Annotated in this window: 18 protein-coding genes; 12 read left to right on the top strand and 6 right to left on the bottom strand. The window is 56.1% G+C overall.

Translation table 11 applies throughout. The annotated features are described in order from the left end of the window. Nucleotide 1 precedes the first annotated feature (1 nt). The 6 genes from trpS to metW all read left to right on the top strand — a co-directional run bounded on the left by trpS (nucleotide 2) and on the right by metW (nucleotide 5,819). A complete protein-coding gene (trpS, locus tag Mal52_RS10955) occupies nucleotides 2-976 on the top strand; it encodes a tryptophan--tRNA ligase (protein ID WP_145376123.1) in 975 nt (324 codons plus the stop codon). Between the two features lie 43 nt (nucleotides 977-1,019). Further along, nucleotides 1,020-1,856 (top strand): hypothetical protein, encoded by an 837-nt coding sequence (locus Mal52_RS10950; RefSeq protein WP_145376122.1) that lies wholly within the window; start codon nucleotides 1,020-1,022, stop codon nucleotides 1,854-1,856. Between the two features lie 363 nt (nucleotides 1,857-2,219). Further along, nucleotides 2,220-2,603 carry a holo-ACP synthase gene (acpS, locus tag Mal52_RS10945; protein ID WP_145376121.1) on the top strand — a complete coding sequence of 128 codons (384 nt, stop codon included), beginning with the start codon at nucleotides 2,220-2,222 and terminating at the stop codon, nucleotides 2,601-2,603. A gap of 66 nt (nucleotides 2,604-2,669) precedes the next feature. Continuing rightward, nucleotides 2,670-3,551 (top strand): methylisocitrate lyase, encoded by an 882-nt coding sequence (gene prpB / locus Mal52_RS10940; RefSeq protein WP_145376120.1) that lies wholly within the window; start codon nucleotides 2,670-2,672, stop codon nucleotides 3,549-3,551. A gap of 162 nt (nucleotides 3,552-3,713) precedes the next feature. Further along, nucleotides 3,714-4,889, top strand: coding sequence for a homoserine O-acetyltransferase MetX (metX, locus tag Mal52_RS10935; RefSeq protein WP_145376119.1), 1,176 nt, complete (start codon nucleotides 3,714-3,716; stop codon nucleotides 4,887-4,889). A 261-nt stretch (nucleotides 4,890-5,150) separates the two neighbouring features. Then, a complete protein-coding gene (metW, locus tag Mal52_RS10930; protein ID WP_231962122.1) occupies nucleotides 5,151-5,819 on the top strand; it encodes a methionine biosynthesis protein MetW in 669 nt (222 codons plus the stop codon). On the opposite strand, the gene Mal52_RS29715 is transcribed toward metW, so the two are convergent. After that, nucleotides 5,816-5,977, bottom strand: a complete 162-nt coding sequence (locus Mal52_RS29715; protein WP_197534821.1) for a hypothetical protein — start codon at nucleotides 5,975-5,977, stop codon at nucleotides 5,816-5,818. The genes metW and Mal52_RS29715 overlap by 4 nt on opposite strands. On the opposite strand from Mal52_RS29715, the gene Mal52_RS10925 reads away from it, so the two are divergent. From Mal52_RS10925 to Mal52_RS10915, 3 genes are read left to right on the top strand one after another with little or no spacing between them, the layout of a single operon-like run. Beyond that, the gene (locus Mal52_RS10925) at nucleotides 5,976-6,626 is read left to right on the top strand and encodes a MotA/TolQ/ExbB proton channel family protein (protein ID WP_145376118.1); all 651 of its coding nucleotides are present in this window, start codon (nucleotides 5,976-5,978) and stop codon (nucleotides 6,624-6,626) included. The genes Mal52_RS29715 and Mal52_RS10925 overlap by 2 nt on opposite strands. Beyond that, entirely contained in the window at nucleotides 6,623-7,417 is a 795-nt protein-coding gene (locus Mal52_RS10920; protein ID WP_145376117.1) for a hypothetical protein, read from the top strand. Before Mal52_RS10925 ends, Mal52_RS10920 begins: the two co-directional genes overlap by 4 nt. Nucleotides 7,418-7,455: 38 nt before the next feature. After that, nucleotides 7,456-7,923, top strand: a complete 468-nt coding sequence (locus Mal52_RS10915) for a hypothetical protein (RefSeq protein ID WP_145376116.1) — start codon at nucleotides 7,456-7,458, stop codon at nucleotides 7,921-7,923. A gap of 310 nt (nucleotides 7,924-8,233) precedes the next feature. On the opposite strand, the gene Mal52_RS10910 is transcribed toward Mal52_RS10915, so the two are convergent. The 3 genes from Mal52_RS10910 to serC all read right to left on the bottom strand — a co-directional run bounded on the left by Mal52_RS10910 (nucleotide 8,234) and on the right by serC (nucleotide 12,235). Then, nucleotides 8,234-10,549: a TolC family protein gene (locus tag Mal52_RS10910; RefSeq protein ID WP_145376115.1), complete on the bottom strand. Its 2,316-nt coding sequence runs from the start codon at nucleotides 10,547-10,549 to the stop codon at nucleotides 8,234-8,236. A 215-nt stretch (nucleotides 10,550-10,764) separates the two neighbouring features. Continuing rightward, nucleotides 10,765-11,046: a DUF962 domain-containing protein gene (locus Mal52_RS10905; protein ID WP_197534820.1), complete on the bottom strand. Its 282-nt coding sequence runs from the start codon at nucleotides 11,044-11,046 to the stop codon at nucleotides 10,765-10,767. Nucleotides 11,047-11,155: 109 nt separating this feature from the next. Further along, nucleotides 11,156-12,235, bottom strand: a complete 1,080-nt coding sequence (gene serC / locus Mal52_RS10900) for a 3-phosphoserine/phosphohydroxythreonine transaminase (RefSeq protein ID WP_145376113.1) — start codon at nucleotides 12,233-12,235, stop codon at nucleotides 11,156-11,158. 314 nt (nucleotides 12,236-12,549) lie between these two features. Here serC and Mal52_RS10895 point away from each other — a divergent pair, with 314 nt between their 5' ends. The 3 genes from Mal52_RS10895 to Mal52_RS10885 are packed head-to-tail and all read left to right on the top strand — an operon-like array spanning nucleotide 12,550 to nucleotide 16,647. Continuing rightward, nucleotides 12,550-13,926, top strand: a complete 1,377-nt coding sequence (locus tag Mal52_RS10895; protein WP_145376112.1) for an aspartate aminotransferase family protein — start codon at nucleotides 12,550-12,552, stop codon at nucleotides 13,924-13,926. Nucleotides 13,927-13,964: 38 nt separating this feature from the next. Then, on the top strand, nucleotides 13,965-15,170 hold the full coding sequence (locus Mal52_RS10890; RefSeq protein WP_197534819.1) for a RidA family protein: 1,206 nt from the start codon (nucleotides 13,965-13,967) through the stop codon (nucleotides 15,168-15,170). 46 nt (nucleotides 15,171-15,216) lie between these two features. Further along, nucleotides 15,217-16,647 (top strand): ATP-binding protein, encoded by a 1,431-nt coding sequence (locus Mal52_RS10885; protein WP_145376110.1) that lies wholly within the window; start codon nucleotides 15,217-15,219, stop codon nucleotides 16,645-16,647. 132 nt (nucleotides 16,648-16,779) lie between these two features. Here the strand turns inward: Mal52_RS10885 and Mal52_RS10880 are convergent, their stop codons facing one another. Both Mal52_RS10880 and Mal52_RS10875 read right to left on the bottom strand, forming a co-directional pair. Then, nucleotides 16,780-18,753, bottom strand: coding sequence for a TRAP transporter permease (locus tag Mal52_RS10880; RefSeq protein ID WP_145376109.1), 1,974 nt, complete (start codon nucleotides 18,751-18,753; stop codon nucleotides 16,780-16,782). Nucleotides 18,754-18,765: 12 nt separating this feature from the next. Beyond that, on the bottom strand, nucleotides 18,766-19,854 hold the full coding sequence (locus Mal52_RS10875; RefSeq protein ID WP_145376108.1) for a TAXI family TRAP transporter solute-binding subunit: 1,089 nt from the start codon (nucleotides 19,852-19,854) through the stop codon (nucleotides 18,766-18,768). Nucleotides 19,855-20,084: the final 230 nt, after the last annotated feature.

Genomic DNA, 20,084 nt, shown 5'->3' with positions numbered 1-20,084 from the left:
CATGCGAGTTCTCTCCGGAATTCAACCGACCGGCCGCCCTCATTGGGGTAATTATTTCGGCGCCATCGCTCAATACATCGCCCTGCAAAACAACGAGCAGTCATTTTATTTCGTCGCCGACCTGCACGCGCTGACGACGATTCGCGATGCGCAGGTCTTGCGGGATAATTCGCACAGCGCCGCCGTTGACTTGTTGGCACTGGGCCTTGATCCCCAACAAGCAACGTTGTTTTTGCAATCGGACATTCCCGAGGTCTCGGAACTGACGTGGTTGCTGATGACGGTCACGCAAATGAGCCTGCTGGAAAAATGCCACGCCTACAAAGACAAAAAGGCGAAGGGGCTGGCCGCCGATGCGGGGCTGTTCAACTATCCCGTGCTGATGGCGGCGGACATTTTGCTCTACGACAGCGATGTGGTCCCCGTCGGAGCCGATCAGGTACAGCATATTGAAGTCACGCGTGATATCGCGCAGCGGTTCAATGTGATTTACGGCACCGAAGCCTTGACGCTGCCCAACGGGCAAACACTCGACGCCACGGCCAAAGTTCCCGGCACGGACGGCGAAAAGATGTCGAAGAGTTACGGCAACACGATCGAAGTCTTCGAAGCGCCTAAGAAAATGCGTAAAAAAGTGATGTCGATCAAAACCGATTCGAAGACGGTCGAGGAGCCCAAGGATCCCGAGACGTGCCCGGTGTTCGCCTTGTACAAACTCTTCGCCGAGGAAGCACAACAAGCGGAATTGGCTGGGCGGTATCGCGCCGGGGGGATGGGTTACGGTGATGCGAAACAAGCGGTGTACGAAGCAGCCTTGGCTTACTTTGCCGAGGCGCGTGAGCGCCGCGCAGAATTGGAGAAAACCCCCGACACGGTCCGCGACATTCTGCGCGACGGCGCGATCGTGGCGCGGGCCAAGGGACAAGAGGTGCTGGAACGCGTGCGATCCGCTTGTGGGCTCAGCGCGCATCAATGATCGCCCCGCCAGCGACTCCTTGACCTGACAAGGGAGATGGACCATGGACAAGCCTCGCGAGTCGGCGACAACAATCGCCGGGCGTTTGACGACGTGGCTGATGCTGTGCGTCGTCGCGCTGTCGGTGTTGATGGTCGCAGCCGCTTACGTACCCGCACGACTAAAATTGCTCGGCCTGTATAGCATTGTCCTAGGCTTGGCTGCCGGTTGGGTGATCGGACAAATCGCCCGCCAATGCCGGATGCACTATCGGCGCGTCTTATTCCCAGCCGCGCTACTCATGACCATCATCGCCCTGTCCGGCCAGATCGGCGAGAGCTACCGAGTGTGGCGCAATTCAAAACGCGATAGGCTGGCCGAGCAATCCCAGGCGGCCCTGATTTTCGACAACCCCGCATTCGGCGAAACCCCACCTCCCACCGATACATTCAACGATTACCTGACCCTCCGCTTTTCGCCGCTCACAGAATCCTCATGGTCCCTGTTGCAGTCGGCAGCAAACTGGCCGCGACTGTTGCTGGGGTTGGAAGTTTTATTGGGCGGCCTGGCCGGCGCATTCGTAGCAGCACGTTTGGTCAGCGCCCCGTTTTGCGTGACGTGCGAATCGTGGCATGAACCGCAACGGTCGGTCGTACTGGGATCGACAGCAGGAAACCGTTGTTTGCAGTTGCTCACCAACAAAGAGCAGCCGGCGATTCCCGAAGGGGGCCGACTCCATTTGGAATACACGTCCTGTCGCTGTAGCTCAGCCATCCCAGTCATCCGCTGTACCCGCGAACAACCAGGACAAGCAACCAGCGTCGTGGTCACCGTCCAACCCAATCGAGAAACGTTGGCGCAACTGACTACCCTATTGGACGGCAACGACAACGCACAGTAAGCTAAAAGAGGGGACAACTATCCCCCGCAGGGTGCGTCGCGACGCACCTTTCTAAGTAGTACGAACGATTCGCAACCATAAAAAAACGCATCCGCAAAAGCATCGCCCCCCCGGGTATACCGCAGGGGTTTCAACGTGTCGGACAGATTGAGTGAAGTGGATGATCGCTGGTTATGCGAAAACCCTCACCCCGGCCCTCTCCCAGAGGGAGAGGGGGTATGTTTTGGATGGGTATGGATCACAAAAATAAAAAACGGCTCCGCAGGAGCTTCGCCCTCCCGGGACGCGTGATGTCCATCGAGAGACCGACTTGCAACGAATTACCATTGAGGCACGTCATGCACAGCATGACCGACACAAGCTATGAACATCTTGGGCATTGGAACGGACATCACCGAAATCGTGCGGATTGGACGTATGATCGAACGGCATGGTGAGTTGTTTTTGAATCGCGTTTATACCGAAAACGAAATTCAATATTGCCAGCGCCGCAAAGAATACCTGCAGCACTATGCCGCGCGGTGGGCAGCCAAGGAAGCTGTGATGAAAACACTCGGCACCGGTTGGGTCCGTGGCATGAGTTGGCGAGACATTGAAGTCAGCAACCACAAGTCCGGTCGACCGGACATCCTTATGAGCGGCGGCGCGAAAGAAGTCGCTGACGGCCTCGGCGTGACGCAAGTGATGGTGACGCTCTCCCACTGCCGCGCCTATGCCACAGCCACGGCAATTGCCGTGCAAGGATAACGCGCGAATCGGGACAGCCCCCTTCCCTCCTAACAAAATACAACAGACTGCGGAGCAATGGACGCGATGACAACAACTCCCGGCGCGCGATTTCGACAAGCCTATGAAAACAGTCCGATCATGATTCCCGGCGTGTTCAATGCGCTGGTTGCGCGGATGGCGCAGCAGGCGGGTTTTGCGGCAGCCTATCAATCCGGCGCTGCGTTGTCGGCGGGGTTGGCGGCGGTGCCGGATGTCGGTTTGATTTCGCTGACGGAGTTTGTTGATCAAGGCCGTTACTTGGCGCAGGCGGTCGACATCCCGGTGATTTCCGATGCCGATACGGGGTTCGGCGAAGCGCTCTCCGTGGAGCGAACCGTGCACTGTTTTGAATCGGCCGGGATTGCGGGAATTCATCTGGAGGATCAGCAACTTCCCAAACGCTGCGGACACCTGAGCGGAAAAACCTTGGTGAGCGAGCGGGAAATGGCGGGAAAAATCAAAGCAGCCGCAGCGGCCCGCAATGATCCGTCGTTCGTGTTGATCGCCCGGACCGATGCACGGGCCACCGAAGGATTTGATGCAGCGGTCTCCCGCGCACGGGCCTATGTCGAGGCAGGGGCCGATATGATTTTCCCCGAAGCACTGCAAACGCCGGAAGAATTTGCCCAATTTGCCGAAGCGGTCGAAGTCCCATTGATGGCCAATATGACGGAGTTTGGCAAGAGTCCACTGTTGTCCTTCACAGAATTATCACAAATCGGCTACCGGGCAGTGCTATTTCCTGTGTCGATGTTCCGTATCGCCATGAATGCGGTCGAATCGGGACTGCGGGAACTAGCTGCAGAGGGGACGCAACAGGGACTGTTGGACCGGATGCAAACGCGGGCGAAGCTTTATGAACTTTTGGAGTACGAGGGTTACGATCAACGGGATCGCTCTTACTTCGGCGGTTCAGCGACGGAATAACGAAAAAACCAGACCGTTCATTTCCCGCACCGCTTGAATTCCCCGCCAACTCGGCGAAAATGATACCACGCGAAACGCAACGGGAGCCTCGCCCTCCCGGATTCCTTTTTAATTCTTTGAGACCTTGAAATTGAACTGGTCGTGGCTGTGACGAATGCGGCGATGAGCACTGAAGATACTCCACACAAAGACGCCGATGAGCGGTCGGTCGGCTTGGTCTCGACGCAGTACGTCGACCTGTTTGTCCCCCCACACAGCTTGAAGGTGGCCGAAGGAAATCTTCTGGGGCCGGTCCATGTCGCCTATGAGACCTACGGCACGCTGTCGGAAAAACGGGACAACGCCATCTTTGTCTGCCATGCTTTGACCGGCGATGCCCACGTGGCGGGACGGCATTCGGCCAAGGATGAGAAAACCGGTTGGTGGGATGAATTGATTGGACCGGGCAAGGGCTTGGACACCAACAAGTATTTTGTGATCTGCGCGAATGTATTGGGTGGCTGCCAAGGGACGACCGGACCGATGTCCCCCAAGCCGGGCACAGAGACCCCCTATGCTTTGGAGTTTCCGTTTGTCACGATTGGCGACATGGTCGAGGTGCACGCCGCACTGGTCCGGCACTTAGGCATCGAGCGATTGTTGGGAGCGATCGGCGGTAGCCTGGGTGGGATGCAAGCCTTGGAATGGGCCGCACGTTTTCCCGACATGTTACGCACGGCGGTCATCTTGGCATCCGGTCCGCGCCTCTCGGCGCAAGGCATCGCCTTCAACGCGGTCGGGCGGCGGGCGATTGTGACGGATCCACATTTCTACAAAGGGAACTATTACAACCAAGACGACGATCCACATTTTGGACTCGCGCTAGCGCGAATGGTGGCGCATATCACGTACTTGTCCGAAGCCTCCATCGAAAAGAAATTCGGCCGCCGCCTGCAACACAGCGACCAGTTTGCTTATGAATTGATGCGTGAAACGGAATTCCAAATCGAAAGCTACCTGCATCACCAAGGAAAACGCTTTGTTGAGCGGTTCGACGCCAACAGCTATTTGTACCTGACGCGGGCGATGGATTATTTTGATTTGGCCAAATCCTACGGCTCACTCCCCGAAGCATTTTCCGCCACACAATCGCGGTTTTTGGTGACGAGCTACACGACCGATTGGTTGTTTCCGATCGCGCAAAGCCGCGAAATCGTCAGCGCGTTGATTCAAGCACGGCGGCATGTCACAGCGGTGGAACTCGAAAGCCCTTACGGTCACGATTCATTCTTATTGGAAGTCGACCAACTGGAAGAGATGCTCAAACCATTTTTGGCCGAAGCGTACGCCACCAAATGACGCGACATTTTGATATTTTATCCTGTACGACGAACGTCGGAATTTTTGCCCTAAAAGATAAACCACGAAAGACACGAAACACACGAAAAACACTAAGTTGTTTTCATTCAAATTGTTTTTGATTTCGAGTTTAACGCGGTAGGTCTTTGTCGTTTTCTCTATATTTTAATTTCGTGTATTTCGTGTCTTTCGTGGTTAATTTTTTTCCCGATAGCTTGTCCATGGTTGCGGCAAAAGTCCGAGCCAAGTAGAGACCCCGTGATGTCCACAAGTCGCCCCAAAGAAAAACGTCGCTACAAGATGCCGAGTCCCTCGGCTGCGCTGACGGACCGTGTGATCATGGAGCACATCGACGAAGGGAGTCGTGTGTTGGACCTGGGGTGCGGGGATGGGCTACTGCTCTCCGAATTGCGGCGGATCAAAAGCGCCGAGATATTGGGCGTGGAAATGAGCCGCCGGGCGATGATTCAATGCATGACCGCCGGCGTGCCGGTCATCCAAGCTGACTTGGATCTCGGTTTGGAAGACTTTCCCAGCCAATCCTTCGACTTCGCTGTGCTCAGCCAAACGTTGCAACAGGTGCGGCATCCGCACGTGATTTTGGAAGAGATGTTGCGTGTGGCCAACCGGGCATTAGTGGTGGTGCCGAATTTTGGACATTGGCGTGTCCGCTGGAATCAATTGCTGTGGGGCCGCGCGCCGGTCTCCTCCTCGGAACGGTATCAGTGGTACAACACGCCGAATTTGCATTTGATGTCGATGCCCGATTTTCGTGATCTGGTGGATGTGGTTGAGGGGCGGATCGTCAAGGAGTTGGCGATTATCCGCGGCCGCGCCGTCGAACAGGCCTGGGCGGCCAATGTCCGTGCAGATAGCGCTGTCTACATTCTGGAACGCAAGTCGGCCGACGCGCATGCCCCCCTGCCCTAGCCCGCGGTTGTCAGGTCCCCTTGTCCGCACACGCCGGAAATGCCAGAATGACCTGGACCGTGGGTGCGGAATTGTTGTACAGACGCATTCAGCGGTGCGCCGGAACGTCCGGTGCTGTCTTGCCCTTTGCGGATCATCAACACAATCTGAGCATTCATGAACCCATTGACGGCTGCCCTCGGTAATCTTTCTGCCCTGTCGACGTTCGTCATCGCAGTTGCCTGCGCGGTGCACGTTGTGTTTTTCATTTTGTTGTGGATCTGGTTTCGCCGCGATCTGAAAAAAATCGCCGCCTCCTTAGACGAATTCACGCGGGGTCTCAAACACCGCAGTCTCTTCGACGGCACCAGTCATCTGTCGGATCAGATTGAAGCTTTTTTGGCGGACGTCGACGAAGTGTTACAAGACCCCAATGGCGATGCGGACCGGCGGATGTTGATTGCGCGGATCAACGTCTTGGATGAACGTCGGCGGTATTTGCATTCGATGGCATTTGAAACTTCCTACAACATCTGCCGCACCATGATCGAAGCCTATCCGTTGGCGGGCGTGTTGGGCACGATCCTCGCCATCGGCGCCGCTCTGCAATCCGGTGGCGATGCCAACACCGTCGGCGCAATCGTCAGCCGCTTCGGCGACGCGATTTGGTCGACCTTCGCCGGACTCTCAGCCGGAATTTTGCTGATGTTTTTAAACAGCGTGCTGGAAACGCGATTCGAACGTCTGGCGGAAAACCGCGAGCATGTGCGGGATACGATCGTCCGCGCCAAACGGGAACTCTCGCTCGTGCCGGAGGAACCGGCATGAAGTTGTCGCGACGCAAACTCTCGTTTCAATTGACACCGCTGCTGGATCTGCTGTTGATCGTGATCTTTGCGCAGTACATGGAAGTCCAAGAGACGGCCGAAACGCAGGCGGTCGAAGTTGCTCAAAAACTGAATGCAGCGCAAGACACGGCGGAGTTGGCCCGTTTGCAACTCTTGGCCAAACTAGAAGTTGCCGAGCAAGAGCGGAACCAATTGCAGATCGAACGCAACCGGTTGCAATCGACCATGCAAGAACGCGAAACAGAAATCAGCGACGAGTTGCGACAATCGCGGGAGGAGATCCAAGAACTGGGGGAAATCCTGTCGCGGCTCTTTCGCTTGCCGCAGGAAACCATCAAACGCGTCTTGGCAGCCCGGTCCGAGGTGGAACGCGACGAACTGCGCCGCGAAATCGAAACCATGGCCGGCAGTCGCGCCGCAGAGATGGTCAAACACCTGCGGACTTGGCGGGAATTACTCAAACGTTGTGACGTGTGGGACATTCATATCGGCGACGACAACTTGACGACCATGACCGCTGCCGGAAAGACGTTTAAATTTCGCGCCGAAACCCCCGAGCGTTTTAGCGCCGAAATCTACGCCCGTTATAAAGCATTGCCACAGCCAAAAAATCTGGTCATCTTACTCGTCTCATGGTCCGACGCGCAGTTCTCCGTGCGTCAGGCAGCCATCACGGGCGTCGCCGAGGTCACGCAAAAGATGTACGATGACAGTGATCGTCGCACTCGTTTTGAATACGCAATCCTAGGGTTTTCACCACCACTGCAATAACGCCTTCATTTGAAAAGTTGGATTGAGGCCAAAGTCCGATGACGATTACCAAGAAAGTCACCCGCGGTGTAAAGATCAGTAGCGGATTGGTTCTGTTGGGAGTCGTTGCTGGAACGTTCCTCGGCAATTGGCTCCCCAAATTTGATGGCGGCGATGGCGTGATTCCCGTGCAAGGCTCCAAACCAGACCTCAACGAGAAAGAACCTCCCCCCGCCGAAGCGGACCCCCAAACCACCCCGGTGAGTCCGCTCAGCGATCTACAGATTACGATCAAAGACCGTGGATACTGGATTGCTGCCGAGACGGATGGCACGCTTCAGGAAATCACCTTAGAGCAGGTCGTGGAATTGGCCACCGCAACCACAGGTGATGAAAATGGAATTCGCGTTCGCGTCATCCGCGCCCCGTCCGCTCGTGCGCGTGCAGAAGAAAATCTGGAGCAGGCATTGCTCGATGCCAAGATCCCACGGGATTCCATCGTCGGCTTAGGCCCCACGCTCCCATAGCACGTCTCTGCCAACAAACAAACTAGCCACGGTTGCCGTCGGGTGCGTCGCGACGCACCATTCTGCGTAAAAGTAGTTTCAAAACCCTCTGTCGCGTCTCACTGAAACTGATCTGAATGTTTCTAGAACAAGCGCAACCGGGTTTTAAAACTGGTTGTAGAACGATTGCTGCCCACCATCGGAAAAGGCCTCACGCTAAAAGACTTAGAACGTGAGAACCTGATCGAGCTTGAAAACCCTCACCCCCGGCCCTCTCCCAGAGGGAGAGGGAGAAGTCGTTCGTGTGAGGGGCGTTTATTTGCAACCTGGCTTAATATCCGTTGTCGATCACGGGTGCGTCGGAGAAGTTGACCTTCTCGTACCCCGCGGTCTCCTGGTCGCTTTCCGTTTCGAACAAGGCTTTGGCTTGCTCTTCGTCGAAATCCGCGTTCCAGTCGATGCTGACATCGCCGTCATAACTTCCCTCAGCGGGCGGCAGGGCCGGGACAGGCTCGCGAAAATCGCTAGAGCCGGCTCCTTCCAGTTCCCCATCCAGCGGAGGGGCGGGCGGCGGCGGGACGATACCGTTCGGATCGGTCAGCGGAATCTCCATCGACTCACTTCCGTTGGCCGGGCCGGGCATGTTGACCGCTTCGGAGGTGAATTCCACCGGTCCCATCACACGACCGTCGTTGACGAACGGTGCCGGTTCGGTGTGCATCAGATCCGACTCAAAGGCGTAGCTGCGAGCCCAAGCACGACGTAGGGCTTCTTCATAAGCTTCAGGACTCCAGGCCCCTTCAGCCAAGTGAATGTTGTTGTATTCCAACAAGGTTCCTTTGCGGAATTGAATGTTGGTGATCGACTTCGTGTATTCGATGATGGCACTGTAATATTCGATTTGGGCGCGGGCCAAACGCGTTTGAGCTTGAAGTAACAAGTCCAACGTTTTGGTACCGACCTTGTACTCCGCTTCGAAGGCTTGCAACTGCAAGTGAGCAGCGCGGCCTTGGTTAAAGCGAGTTTGGGCCGTTTGGTAATTGAGATTCAACGCTTGGAAGCCGTTGGCCAGTTCGTGGCTAATATCAACTTCCTGCGTCGCCAACAATTCGCGGGCCTGAGCCAATCGCAACTCAATGTTGCGGACTTGTGCCAAGGTACGCCGTAAACCGAGCGGCATCGAGAATTGGAAGCCGAGTTGCCAACCGGTTTGGCTGCCTTGTGTCAAACGTTCATAGGCACTGTTGAGTCCCTGGGCCGTTCCAACACTGTCATTATCATTGTTCCCGAAGAGGTTGTCACCAAACATATTCACCTGGTAGGCCGACACAAAGTCCAGCCGTGGATTCGCCAGGTTTTCTGCGGCAATCAACTGCAGGTCGAGACTCTTGATATTCCATTTTTGTCGTCGTAATTCCGTCCGACGAGTGAGTGCCTCAGCCAAGGCCACGTACCAGTCGGGAATGAATTCGGCGGTAATCGGTACATCGGAGGGACGAATAATGCGACCGTCATTGACCGGCAGCCCCAGCATCCGCCGCAATTCGAGCTCCATGGAGTAGATGTTGTTCAGCTCCACTTCGGCACGGGCTTTGGCGTCGAAGTATTGTTCGCGTGCTTGAGCTTCGTCAGCGGCACTCCCCCCTCGTGCTCCGACTTCGAATTTGGATTTGACTTCCCGCCAAGTTCGCAGGGCACTGTTCCGGGCGACGACTTCAGCGTCGTAACGGCGATAGGCCAGATACAGGTTCCAATAAATATCCTCAACATCTTTGATCATATTGCGGACTTGGATTTCGAAGTCGGCAATCGTGATGTCGTTATTAATCCGGGCGATGACCACACCTTGGCTCACACCGCCGATCCCTGTAATGTTTTCCGAAACCGGACCAGCGATCCGCGTGAACTCCGTCCCCGAACCAGCCCACATCGGCAAACGATAGCCAAGTTGCACGTTGCCGGTATACACCGACGGGAACAGGTTACCGGGAGAGTTGTTGTAGTTGTAGTTCACCAAGTGGCTCAACGACAGTTGTCCACCGTTTGCTTGAACCTTCGACAACTCCGCTTGCATCTGAGCGGTGTCGGACTGCAAGGTCGCCCCGTCGGGAATACCACCGGCGAGGAACAGGTTGTTTTGAATTTGTTCGTCACGGCCCCAGACCATGCTAGTCGTAAACTGGGTGTCAAACTCGGACAGGGCGGATTCAACACCGCGACTGCCAAAGAGCACGCCCGTTTCCTGAATGGCTGGATCATAGACCGATGCCACTGCTTGCGGTGAGCTCACGATCGTGCTGGTGGATGTGCCCCCAGCCGAGCCAGCCGCGATGGCGCCGGTTGCTGTGCGGCTGGATGTTCGTACAATTTTGTTGTTCAGCAGCGCCAAGTGAATTGCCTCAGCCAATGGCATATCCCAGGCTTCATCATGGTTCCGGTCCCTCACGTTGCGGGGCGGATTGGCAAACGTTGCGGATTCCGGGGGGACCTCGCACGAATCAGGATAGGCAATCCGTTCGGCGTCGGCCCGATAATCTGTCAACTGGGCGTTGCCCAGGTAGGACAACGTGGGGTTGCTCGCACAGCCGGTGAATAGGCAGCTGATTAACAACAGGCTGACAAATTGCCGGAAAGATTGCTTTCGCATGGTGCGTCCTTGCCGCAAAAGTACCGATGAATCTGCTTCTCAGTTGAGGCGAACGAGCCAGGTCCCCCAAAGCAATCAGGACCATCTCGTCGCTGACGGTTGAAAAGCCCCGCCACATCCCGGATGACGATCCGGAATACGGAGAGGTCCGCGCATGCGTCTCAATAAAACGACACATCGGGCGCGCTAAAACCGTCATAAGCAGTATCGGCGCACTAATCGTCAAACTTTGACTCTTTTGAACGAGGCACGACCGCAATGTACGGCTTGCCCAAAAGTTTTTTGACGACGATCATCTCCCCCGCGTCGTTGCCTTCGATGGCATGACCCAGGAATTGCAGTGCATAACCGGCAATAAATGCCCCCAACGCCCACTGCCAATTGTGATGCACTAAAAAGTACACCGGCAGGGCGAATGTGATCGGCAACCCAATGAGATGCAGAAATTGGTTACCGGGATGCTGGTGCCTTTCGAGATAATTCTTGAAAAAATTCACGATCGGCTCACCTGTCCTTCAGAAGAATTTCGACCAGCGACCACTTCGACTACCCACTGCCAAGCCTCGTCTCACAACGTTTCAACATGGCAGCAGCACAAACATCGTCTCACCCTTGCTCGGCTTCGAAACGCTTCATGAATTCAATCAACGCGTCTACGCCGTCGGTGGGAAATGCATTGTACAGGCTGGCCCGCATGCCGCCCACGCTGCGGTGCCCTTTCAGACCGCTAAATCCCGCCGCTTCGGATTGCGAGATGAACTGGGCATCCAAATCCGCATCGCCCGTGACGAATGTCACGTTCATTTGAGACCGGCTTTCCAGATCAGCGGTGCCGTTAAACAGACGGCTGTGATCCAGGTACTCGTACAGTTTGCCCGCCTTGTCACGATTCTGTTCACCAACTGCTGCCAAGCCGCCGCGGGCTTTGATCCATTTGAAAATCAGCCCCATGATATAAATCCCGAACGTCGGGGGGGTATTGAACATCGAGTCGTTGTCGGCGTGCGTGCGGTATTGCAGCATCGTCGGAATGTCGGTCGGTCCCTGCTGCACTAAGTCGTCGCGGATGATGACCAACGTCACGCCGCTGGGGCCGAGGTTTTTCTGCGCACCGGCATAAATCACGCCATATTTTGAGACGTCGATCGGCCGGGAGAAAATATCGCTGCTCATATCGCACACCAGCGTCTCGCAGGCGACATCCGGCACGGTTGCGAATTGCGTCCCGAAGATTGTGTTGTTCGACGTGTAGTGCGTGTAGACGGCATCGTCGCTGTAGGAACAATCGCTGGGGATATAACAGAAATTGCGATCCTGGCTGCTGCCGGCGACATGCACATTGCCAAATCGCTGCGCCTCGGCGACCGCTTTTTTGGCCCAGGACCCCGTGACCAAATAATCAGCCGTGCTCTCCTTGGGCAGGAAATTCATCGGCAGCATAAAGAACTGCGACGAGGCCCCCCCTTGTAGGAACAGGACGTGATAGTTGTCGGGAATCGCCGCCAACTCCCGGCAGAGTGAAACCGCCTCTTCATACACGGCCACAAACGCCTTGCCACGATGGGAATGCTCCATGATCCCCACACCCGTATCGCCCAAGCTGAGCAGATTTTCGCGGGCTTCTTCCAAAACCTCCACCGGCAGAACCGCGGGACCGGCGGAAAAATTGTAGACACGTTTGGTCATCAGTACAGCTTCCTAAAGATATAGAGTCCCACTCCCGGCGGGAGTCGGTTTTCGACGGTAAATTACGCGTACAGGGGGTGATTGAGCCCGCCTGATTCAAGCGGCGCGCGAAATGCCAAAATGTCTCGTTAAAAAACAGCCCATTGCGTATAGCGATTGACAGGGCGACTCGTCAATGGTTCGCCCATGTTGCCACGGCCGCCCAAAGACTTGCAATTCTGCAGGCAAGCACTGAGGATTGACGCCTCAACAGAAAAATTCGCCTCATCGCCAGACCACTGGCGAAAATATATTGAATTTGAGTCAGGAAAACCATGACAGAGCGGGAAAGCAGCGGTCTGCCGAATGCGTTTACCTTTTCACCCCAGGCATGCACCCCGGTCGAGACGCCGTTTCGACGGATCACCACCGCATTGCCTGCCCCCGAAACAGCTCCCGTTCTGGCCGATGCGGTACGGTTTTTTCCGCAGGTGAATTGCTATCAGCCGCCGATTGTCTGGGACCGTGCTGAAAAATATCAGGTTTTCGACGCGGCCGGGAACTGCTGGATTGATTTCAGCTCCACCGCCGTCGCCTGCAACAGCGGCCACGGACACCCGGCCATTCGGGCCGCCTTGGCAGCACATGTGGAAGAGGGCTTGTTGGCGCAGTTCAGTTTTGCATCCGAAATCCGCGTGCGACTGGCCCGTCGCTTGGTGGAATTGGCCCCACCCGGCATGGACAAAGCTTACCTGTGGACGGTCGGCTCTGAAGCCATCGAGGCCGCTTTGCGAGTGGCGCGGGAATGGGGACAGAAACGGGATCCACGCAAATATCATCTCCTCGCCTTTAGCGGCGATTTTCACGGATGGACGCTGGGAGCGCACCAACTCTCGGGCACATCGGCGGCGAAACCCTGGCTGCAACATCCCGACACGGCGATCCACCACATTCCCTTCCCGACCGACAACCGGGACGGACCCACGCAACTCGACGAATCAATCGCCGCACTAGCCGAACGTGACGTCCACTCCGGTCAGATCGCCGCCGTGTTCATCGAAACCCTGCAAGGTTGGGGCGCTCTCCCCTTTCCGGTGGACTATATGCAAGCTCTGCGTCGCTGGGCAGATGCTCATGACATTCTATTAATTTTCGATGAAATCCAAACAGGATTCGGACGAACGGGTAAACTGTTCGCCCATGAACATTACGATGTCCGCGCCGATCTGCTATGTGTGGGGAAAGGAATTTCGTCGTCGCTGCCCTTGGCGGCGGTGTTGGGACCAGCGGCGATTTTGGATACGCTGAACCCCGCCGACATCACCACCACACACGCCGGACATCCTCTCTCGTGTGCAGCGGCATTGGCAAACTTGGATGTCATTTTTGATGAAGGATTGATCGAAAAAGCGGACCGAACCGGACAGATCGCCCGCGAGGAACTGCGGAAACTGCAGCAACGCTTTCCCAAGCACATCGCCCGGGTCAGCGGATTGGGCCTGCTCAACGCAATTCACCTCCGCGATCCGGCCACCGGCAAACCGGACAAGGCACTGGCACGCGATTTGGTCTGGGAAGCAGTCAAACGAGGAGTGATGTTATTTCATACCAATCGCGAAACCGTTAAGGTCTGTCCACCGTTGGTCATTCCCCCCGAAGCTGTGGTTGATGGAATTGCTGGAATAGGCGAAGCCTTAGAAACATTGGTGTGACCGAAATAAGACCACGAATGAGTGCGAAGAGGAACGATATGACAAACTGGCGAATTCTAACGGCGAGCATGGTGGTGGCCGCGTTGTCTGTTTCCCCATGCCGAGCGGATGACAGCCGCATCTCGGTGATCGAAACCGATCCGCAAACCGGTCTTGCCGTTGCCGTCAGCATCGACGACGTGGCGTTGGCCCACACCTCACAACTGTTGCCTTTGGACAACGACGGAAAACTGATCGGTCCAGGTGATGCGGCAGCCCAAACACAGGCGCTGCTCGCCCAACTGCCGGACGTCCTCAAACTGGCCGACACGGACCTTCAGCACGTTGTCAAACTGAATTTCTATCTCGCAGATGACGCCCAGGCAGATGCGGTTCAAACGGTGCTAAAAAAACAACTCGCCCCCCATGCCCAACCGGCGGTCACGTTTGTCTCGGGGACCTTGGCACAACCGGGCGTCTTAGTCGCCCTGGATGCCGTCGCAGCCATTCCCGGCGACGGCCCGCCACAGGTTTCACACCGTTCCCTTCCCGGCGCTACACAGGAACACCCGGCAACGGTTTCGATCCTGCCGCGCGGCGGTGTGGTCTATATCTCGGGACAAGCAGAAAAAGGGGACGACCTAGCTGCACGCACGCGTAACACGTTGGTGAATCTTGAGAAGACCCTGAAGTTTCTGGGCCTGAAACGCGCACACGTCGTTCAGCTCAAATCATTCTTAAATCCCATGACCGACCTGGCCGTCGTCGACGGAGAAATCGCCGCTCATTTTCAAGGCGACCCCATTCCCGCGCATGTCCCGGTCGAATGGATGGCGACCGATAGCATCGAAATCGAGTTGATCGCTTATCTCCCCGCAGTTGAAGGCGATGCGGAACAAGCGCCGCTGACATTCTCCACACCGTCCTGGATGACCTCCTCGCCGGTATTTAGCCGCGTTGCAACAGTCGGAACTGGACGGCGGGTCTACATTTCCGGGCTGTACGGAGACAGTGCAGAAGCGCAGGTGCCTGCAATCTTCAAACGTTTAGCGAGCATTCTGGAAAAATCACAGAGCGACTTCGACCATCTGGCCAAGGCGACGTATTACGTCTCGGATGCGGCGGTCAGCAAGGCATTAAACGAATACCGTCCCCAGGTGTACAATCCCCAGCGTCCGCCCGCGGCTTCGAAGGCGGCAGTCCGCGGCGTGGGCCGTACGGGGCGAACGATCACGCTCGACATGATTGCCGTCCTTCCCAACTAACCAATACCACTTCGGTCCGTAGGCCTTCTTCGCCGATCGTACAGCCGTGAATGCAACCCGCTCATCGACAACTGAAAACGCCTTGGCCACGAACGCCTCTTCACCGTGGGGCGGATGGACCGCCGTTTACCGATTGGGGATCGCGGTCATCGGCGTGTTGATTCTTGTCGTTTCCTTCACATTGCGGGACCACATCAGTGCCGTCCTGTGGAGCACCGCTGCGGCAATTGGCATCTTGATGGTCATCTCGTGGCTGGTCCATTTTTTGGTGGAGCGCCGCATGCGCCAACCACTGCAAGACTTGGCGCTGGTGCTGGAAAAAATGACCGAAGGCCGCTTCGATATGCCGCTTCCCGCGACAACAGCGGTGGCCTATCCGGGCTTGGCGGAATCTTTGGCCAAGATGTCGATGCTCGTCGCCGGTCGTATGCGACATCTGAAGACCGAACGGGACCAGTTGCGGATTGTGATCGACAGTCTGGCCGAAGGTGTGATCGCAGTCGATTCGGAACAACGGATTATTCTTGCCGGCGGTGCGGCGTGCCGGATGTTCGGACTGACCGAAGGAACCGCGCTGGGCCGTCCGATTTGGGAGTTGATTCGCAATCCGCAATTGCAGGAATGGATCGCAGCTGCGCTCAAACAATCAGCTCCCATTCATGGCGAGATGCAAATCCATACCCCCAAGACACGAATCTTGGCGATGAGCGTCGCTCGCTTGGCCGGAAAGCCGGCACCGGGAGCGGTGGTCGTCGCGCACGACATCACAGAGATCCGTCGCTTAGAAAAAGTCCGGCAGGAATTCGTCGCCAATGCATCCCACGAACTCAAAACGCCAATCACCTCGATACGAGCCTATGTGGAAACGTTGCTCAATGGAGCCATTGATGACGAGAACCATCGCATCAAGTTTTTGAATACCATCGACGAACAAGCGGGTCGATTGGATGCGACCGTGCGGGACCTGTTGACCTTGGCTCATATTGAAGCCGATGATGCGAATCCAACTCCCGCGCCCACCGACATTGCTCATATCGCCCAGCGCTGCAAAGAACACCATCGCCCGGCCGCTGACCGCAAGAGTGTGACTGTCACGCTGCACGCGCCCGAAACCCCGGTGATCGTTGCCATTGGCGACGAAGCCCTGGATACGATCCTTTCCAATCTGGTCGACAACGCCATCAAATACACGTCGGAAGAAGGTTCCGTGACGGTCTCTTGGTACGCTGACGATTCGCAAGGAGTGATCGAGGTCGAGGATACAGGCATCGGCATTCCGCAAAAACATCTCAACCGCATCTTCGAACGCTTCTACCGCGTCGACCGTGGCCGTTCGCGCGACCAGGGGGGAACCGGCCTGGGACTGGCGATCGTCAAGCACATGGTGCAGTCGGCCGATGGCCAAATCGAGATCTCCAGCACCGTCGGCCGCGGCACAACTTTCACGTTACGGTTTCCGTTGGCACAACCCTCGTAAGCACTCAGCCAGACCCGTTCGGTCTCAACAAGACCGGGTGCCACTGCTGGCTTGTCCAGCAGTGCGAGCGAAAACAGCGACTCATAATAAAAAGCAAAGCCTCCGCCAAACCAAACCACGGCATCCAGCAGCTTAAGTCTTCTTACCCGACATGTGGTTGGTGACTGCTAAGATAAGAAACAACGCCGCCCCGGCTGTGGTCATCAAAATACGGACGGTGTTGAAGGCGGGATCGTCGGCGGCAATTTCGACTTTGTGCGGGGCCAATAATAGCACCGCCGCCGCTAAGACGCCTGCGCGGGTTGGGTCGTTGAACCGCTGAAACATGAATCCGGTAATCCCCGCTGCCAGGGCAACCGTTCCCAGCACGGCTATCCCAACTTCGACCACCACCAGCCCCCAGTTTGCCGGACCGCCGTTGATATTCATCAGCAACAATTCCGGGCGATAGATGAACATGTAGGGGAGCACAAACCCGATGAGAGAAAATCGAAATGCGGCAAAGGCCGTCTCCATGATCGTCGAACCGGCGATCGAAGCACTGGCATAGGCAGCCAATGCCACCGGGGGGGTGACCATGGACATCATGCCAAAATAGAAGATGAACATATGAGCTGCCAACAACGGCACGCCCAATTCCCCCAACAGCGGCCCCATGAGCGTCGCCATCAGCAAATAACAGACGGCCGAGGGAACTCCCATGCCCAAAATGATCGAGACCGTCATAATGCCCACGAGCGCGAAAAACAGATTGTGCTCGACCACCTTGGCGATCTGGCTGTTGAAGTCGCCGGCAACACCGGTGGCTTGAACAATCCCGATGATGATCCCCACGCAGGCACTAGCGGCAATCAGCGAAACACCGCCGCGCGCCGATTTCACCAGTGCATCGCGAATCTCACCTAACGTGATCCGGTTGCCGGGGTGAATGACCCCCAAGACAAGAATGACGCCTAGTGTATACGTGACCGACCGGAATGCTGAGAAGGGGACAAGTAAAAACCCGATCAGCGATGCCAAAGCGCCGAAGAATATCATGCCTTCAAACGAAAACAGCAATTGCCAAATTGTACGGTCTTTGCTTTCAGAGTCCTTAACCTCATGTGCACCGATGCGTTTGGCTGAGAAATGTACGATCATAAAAATCGAGAAGTAGTACAGGATCGCCGGCACAATGGCCGCCTTCATGATCGAGACGAATCCCCCTTCGGGATTGACGATCTCCAGCATCATATAAGCGCCCGCCCCCATAATCGGCGGGACCAATGCTCCGCCCGATGCAGCGGCAGCCGTGATGCCACCGGCAATGTGCGGCTTAAATCCAGCATTGCGCATCATGGGGATCGTGAATGTCCCAGTGGTGACGGCATTGGCAACCGCACTGCCGGACAACGAACCCATCAATCCGCTGCCCAACACAGCGATTTTGGCTGGACCACCCGCGCTGCCGCCGAAGACTTTCTCTGAAAAGTCGATGATGAACTGCGTGCCGCCGGTGATTTCTAGAAACGCGCCGAAGATCACGAACAAGAACACATACTTGAACATCACGTTCAGCGCCACGCCGAAAATACCGGTGCTTTGCAGGAATGTACTGGAGGCCAATCCGTCCAAGTCCAAACCGGAGTGCGGAAACGCCCAATCCGGCAATGCGCGGCCGTAATACGCGAACAACAAAAATGCGATGGCGAGAATCGGCAAGGCCAAACCGATCGAGCGACGGGTCGCTTCCAACACCAACACCAGACCGACCAGTCCCACGTACATATCGACCGGAAGATTCATGCCGGCGCGATTGCCCAATGACTGTCCGTCGATCCACAAACTCTCGAAAACCGGCTCCATTTGCACGACCACATATCCGCAGCATGCAACGGTCCCAGCCGCCAACACGAAGTCGAACAGTTGCGAGATCTTCGAATGTTCAAGCTTTTTGTGCAGTGGAAAGGTCAGGAAACAGAGCACCATTCCCAGCATGGCAAAGACGGCCAGCTTGGATTGTTCCTGCTGTAACAAGTGCGTGAAGCTGTTCACTTCCAGCAACGTGAACAGACACAACACGACGGCTAATGTCGGAATTAGCGCGCCCTTAATCCGCTCAATCATCGAGTGCGTTTCCTATTCAGCGGATTCTTCTTTGGCAGCGGGTTCTTCACCGGCAGGCTCAGCAGCGTCCGCATTGGGCCAAATGCCGATTTCCTTGTAGTAGCGAATCGCTCCAGGGTGGAACTCCGTGCCGGTGTTCCGCACCACAACCTTGGGATTGATCGCTTTCCCCGCAGCGTGCTTCTTTTGCACTTCAGCGGCGTTCTCGTAGATGGTCTTGGTGACCTGATAGATCATGTCCTCATCGACGTCGGCGTGTGTGATGAGTTGCATGCTGCCGACGTTCAAGCCTTCAAAATCCTCCGTCAAATCGGAGTAAACGTCCGCTTTGATGGTCGCCGGATGGAAGAAGGGATACTTTTCAATCAGCGCTGCTTTGGCAGCTTCGTCAAACGGGATGAAATGAATGTCGTGCGTCGAACAAGCCTGTGTGATCGACGATGTGGGAACTGCTCCGCCCAAGAAGGCTGCATCGACAGCGCCGTCGCCCAGTTCGTCCACAGCGGCCGATTGGGTGTTGTTCGAGGGAATAAAATCGTCGTAAGTCACGCCGTGCTCTTCCAGCAGCGGTTTGATAAAGAATTCAAATCCCGCCCCCGAGGGACCAACCACAACGCGCTTGCCTTTGAGATCAGCAATGGTTTGGGGCCCGCCATCTTCTTTGGAAATGAACATGGCCACGTTGGGGGCCAGCGTCATCACCGATTTGATGGGATATTTTTTGTCCCACCCCTCTTCGCCGCGGACGGCAAAATAGGTGATCGCGGCATTGGCCAGTCCCAATTTTAACTTGCCGGAATCAATCCCGCGAATGTTTTCCTGTGTCCCTTTGGTCCCTTTGGCGGTGACTTTCCAGTCGTTGTCCCCTTTTTGCGAATTGAGCACTTCAGCCAGCGCGTTGCCGACGGTGAAAAATGCTCCGCCGGCCGGGGCTGTGCCCATATCCAAAAATTGACGTCCGCCCCCGCTGCCATCTCCTCCGCCCGTCCCATCGCCGTTGCCACCACCTCCGCAACCAGCCATAAAGAGCGTCGCCGCCATCGTGAGACAAGCGCCGACCGGGACGCACCATTGGGTCAGAATACGTTTATGATCTGTCATACAGCCGCCCGTATTTTTTTAAGGGAAATTTCGTTCATTCGACCGCTTTAAACTAGCAACTCCCCGTGCGACTTTCCAGCAACCCGCAGTCGAGTTCGCCACGCAACGTGTTTTCCCAGGCGCCTCGTTTGCCATTAAGTCCTGCCCAGATTCCGCCGTCAGCTTCTGTCGATTGCCGCCCGTCCTCTCCCCTGCACTGCAAACGGTCAAAGCGCGTCTGCGATGTACGA

Origin of the sequence: Symmachiella dynata, from assembly GCF_007747995.1 — a bacterium.
Lineage (GTDB): Bacteria > Planctomycetota > Planctomycetia > Planctomycetales > Planctomycetaceae > Symmachiella > Symmachiella dynata.
This window is presented reverse-complemented; position numbering and strand designations above follow the sequence as displayed.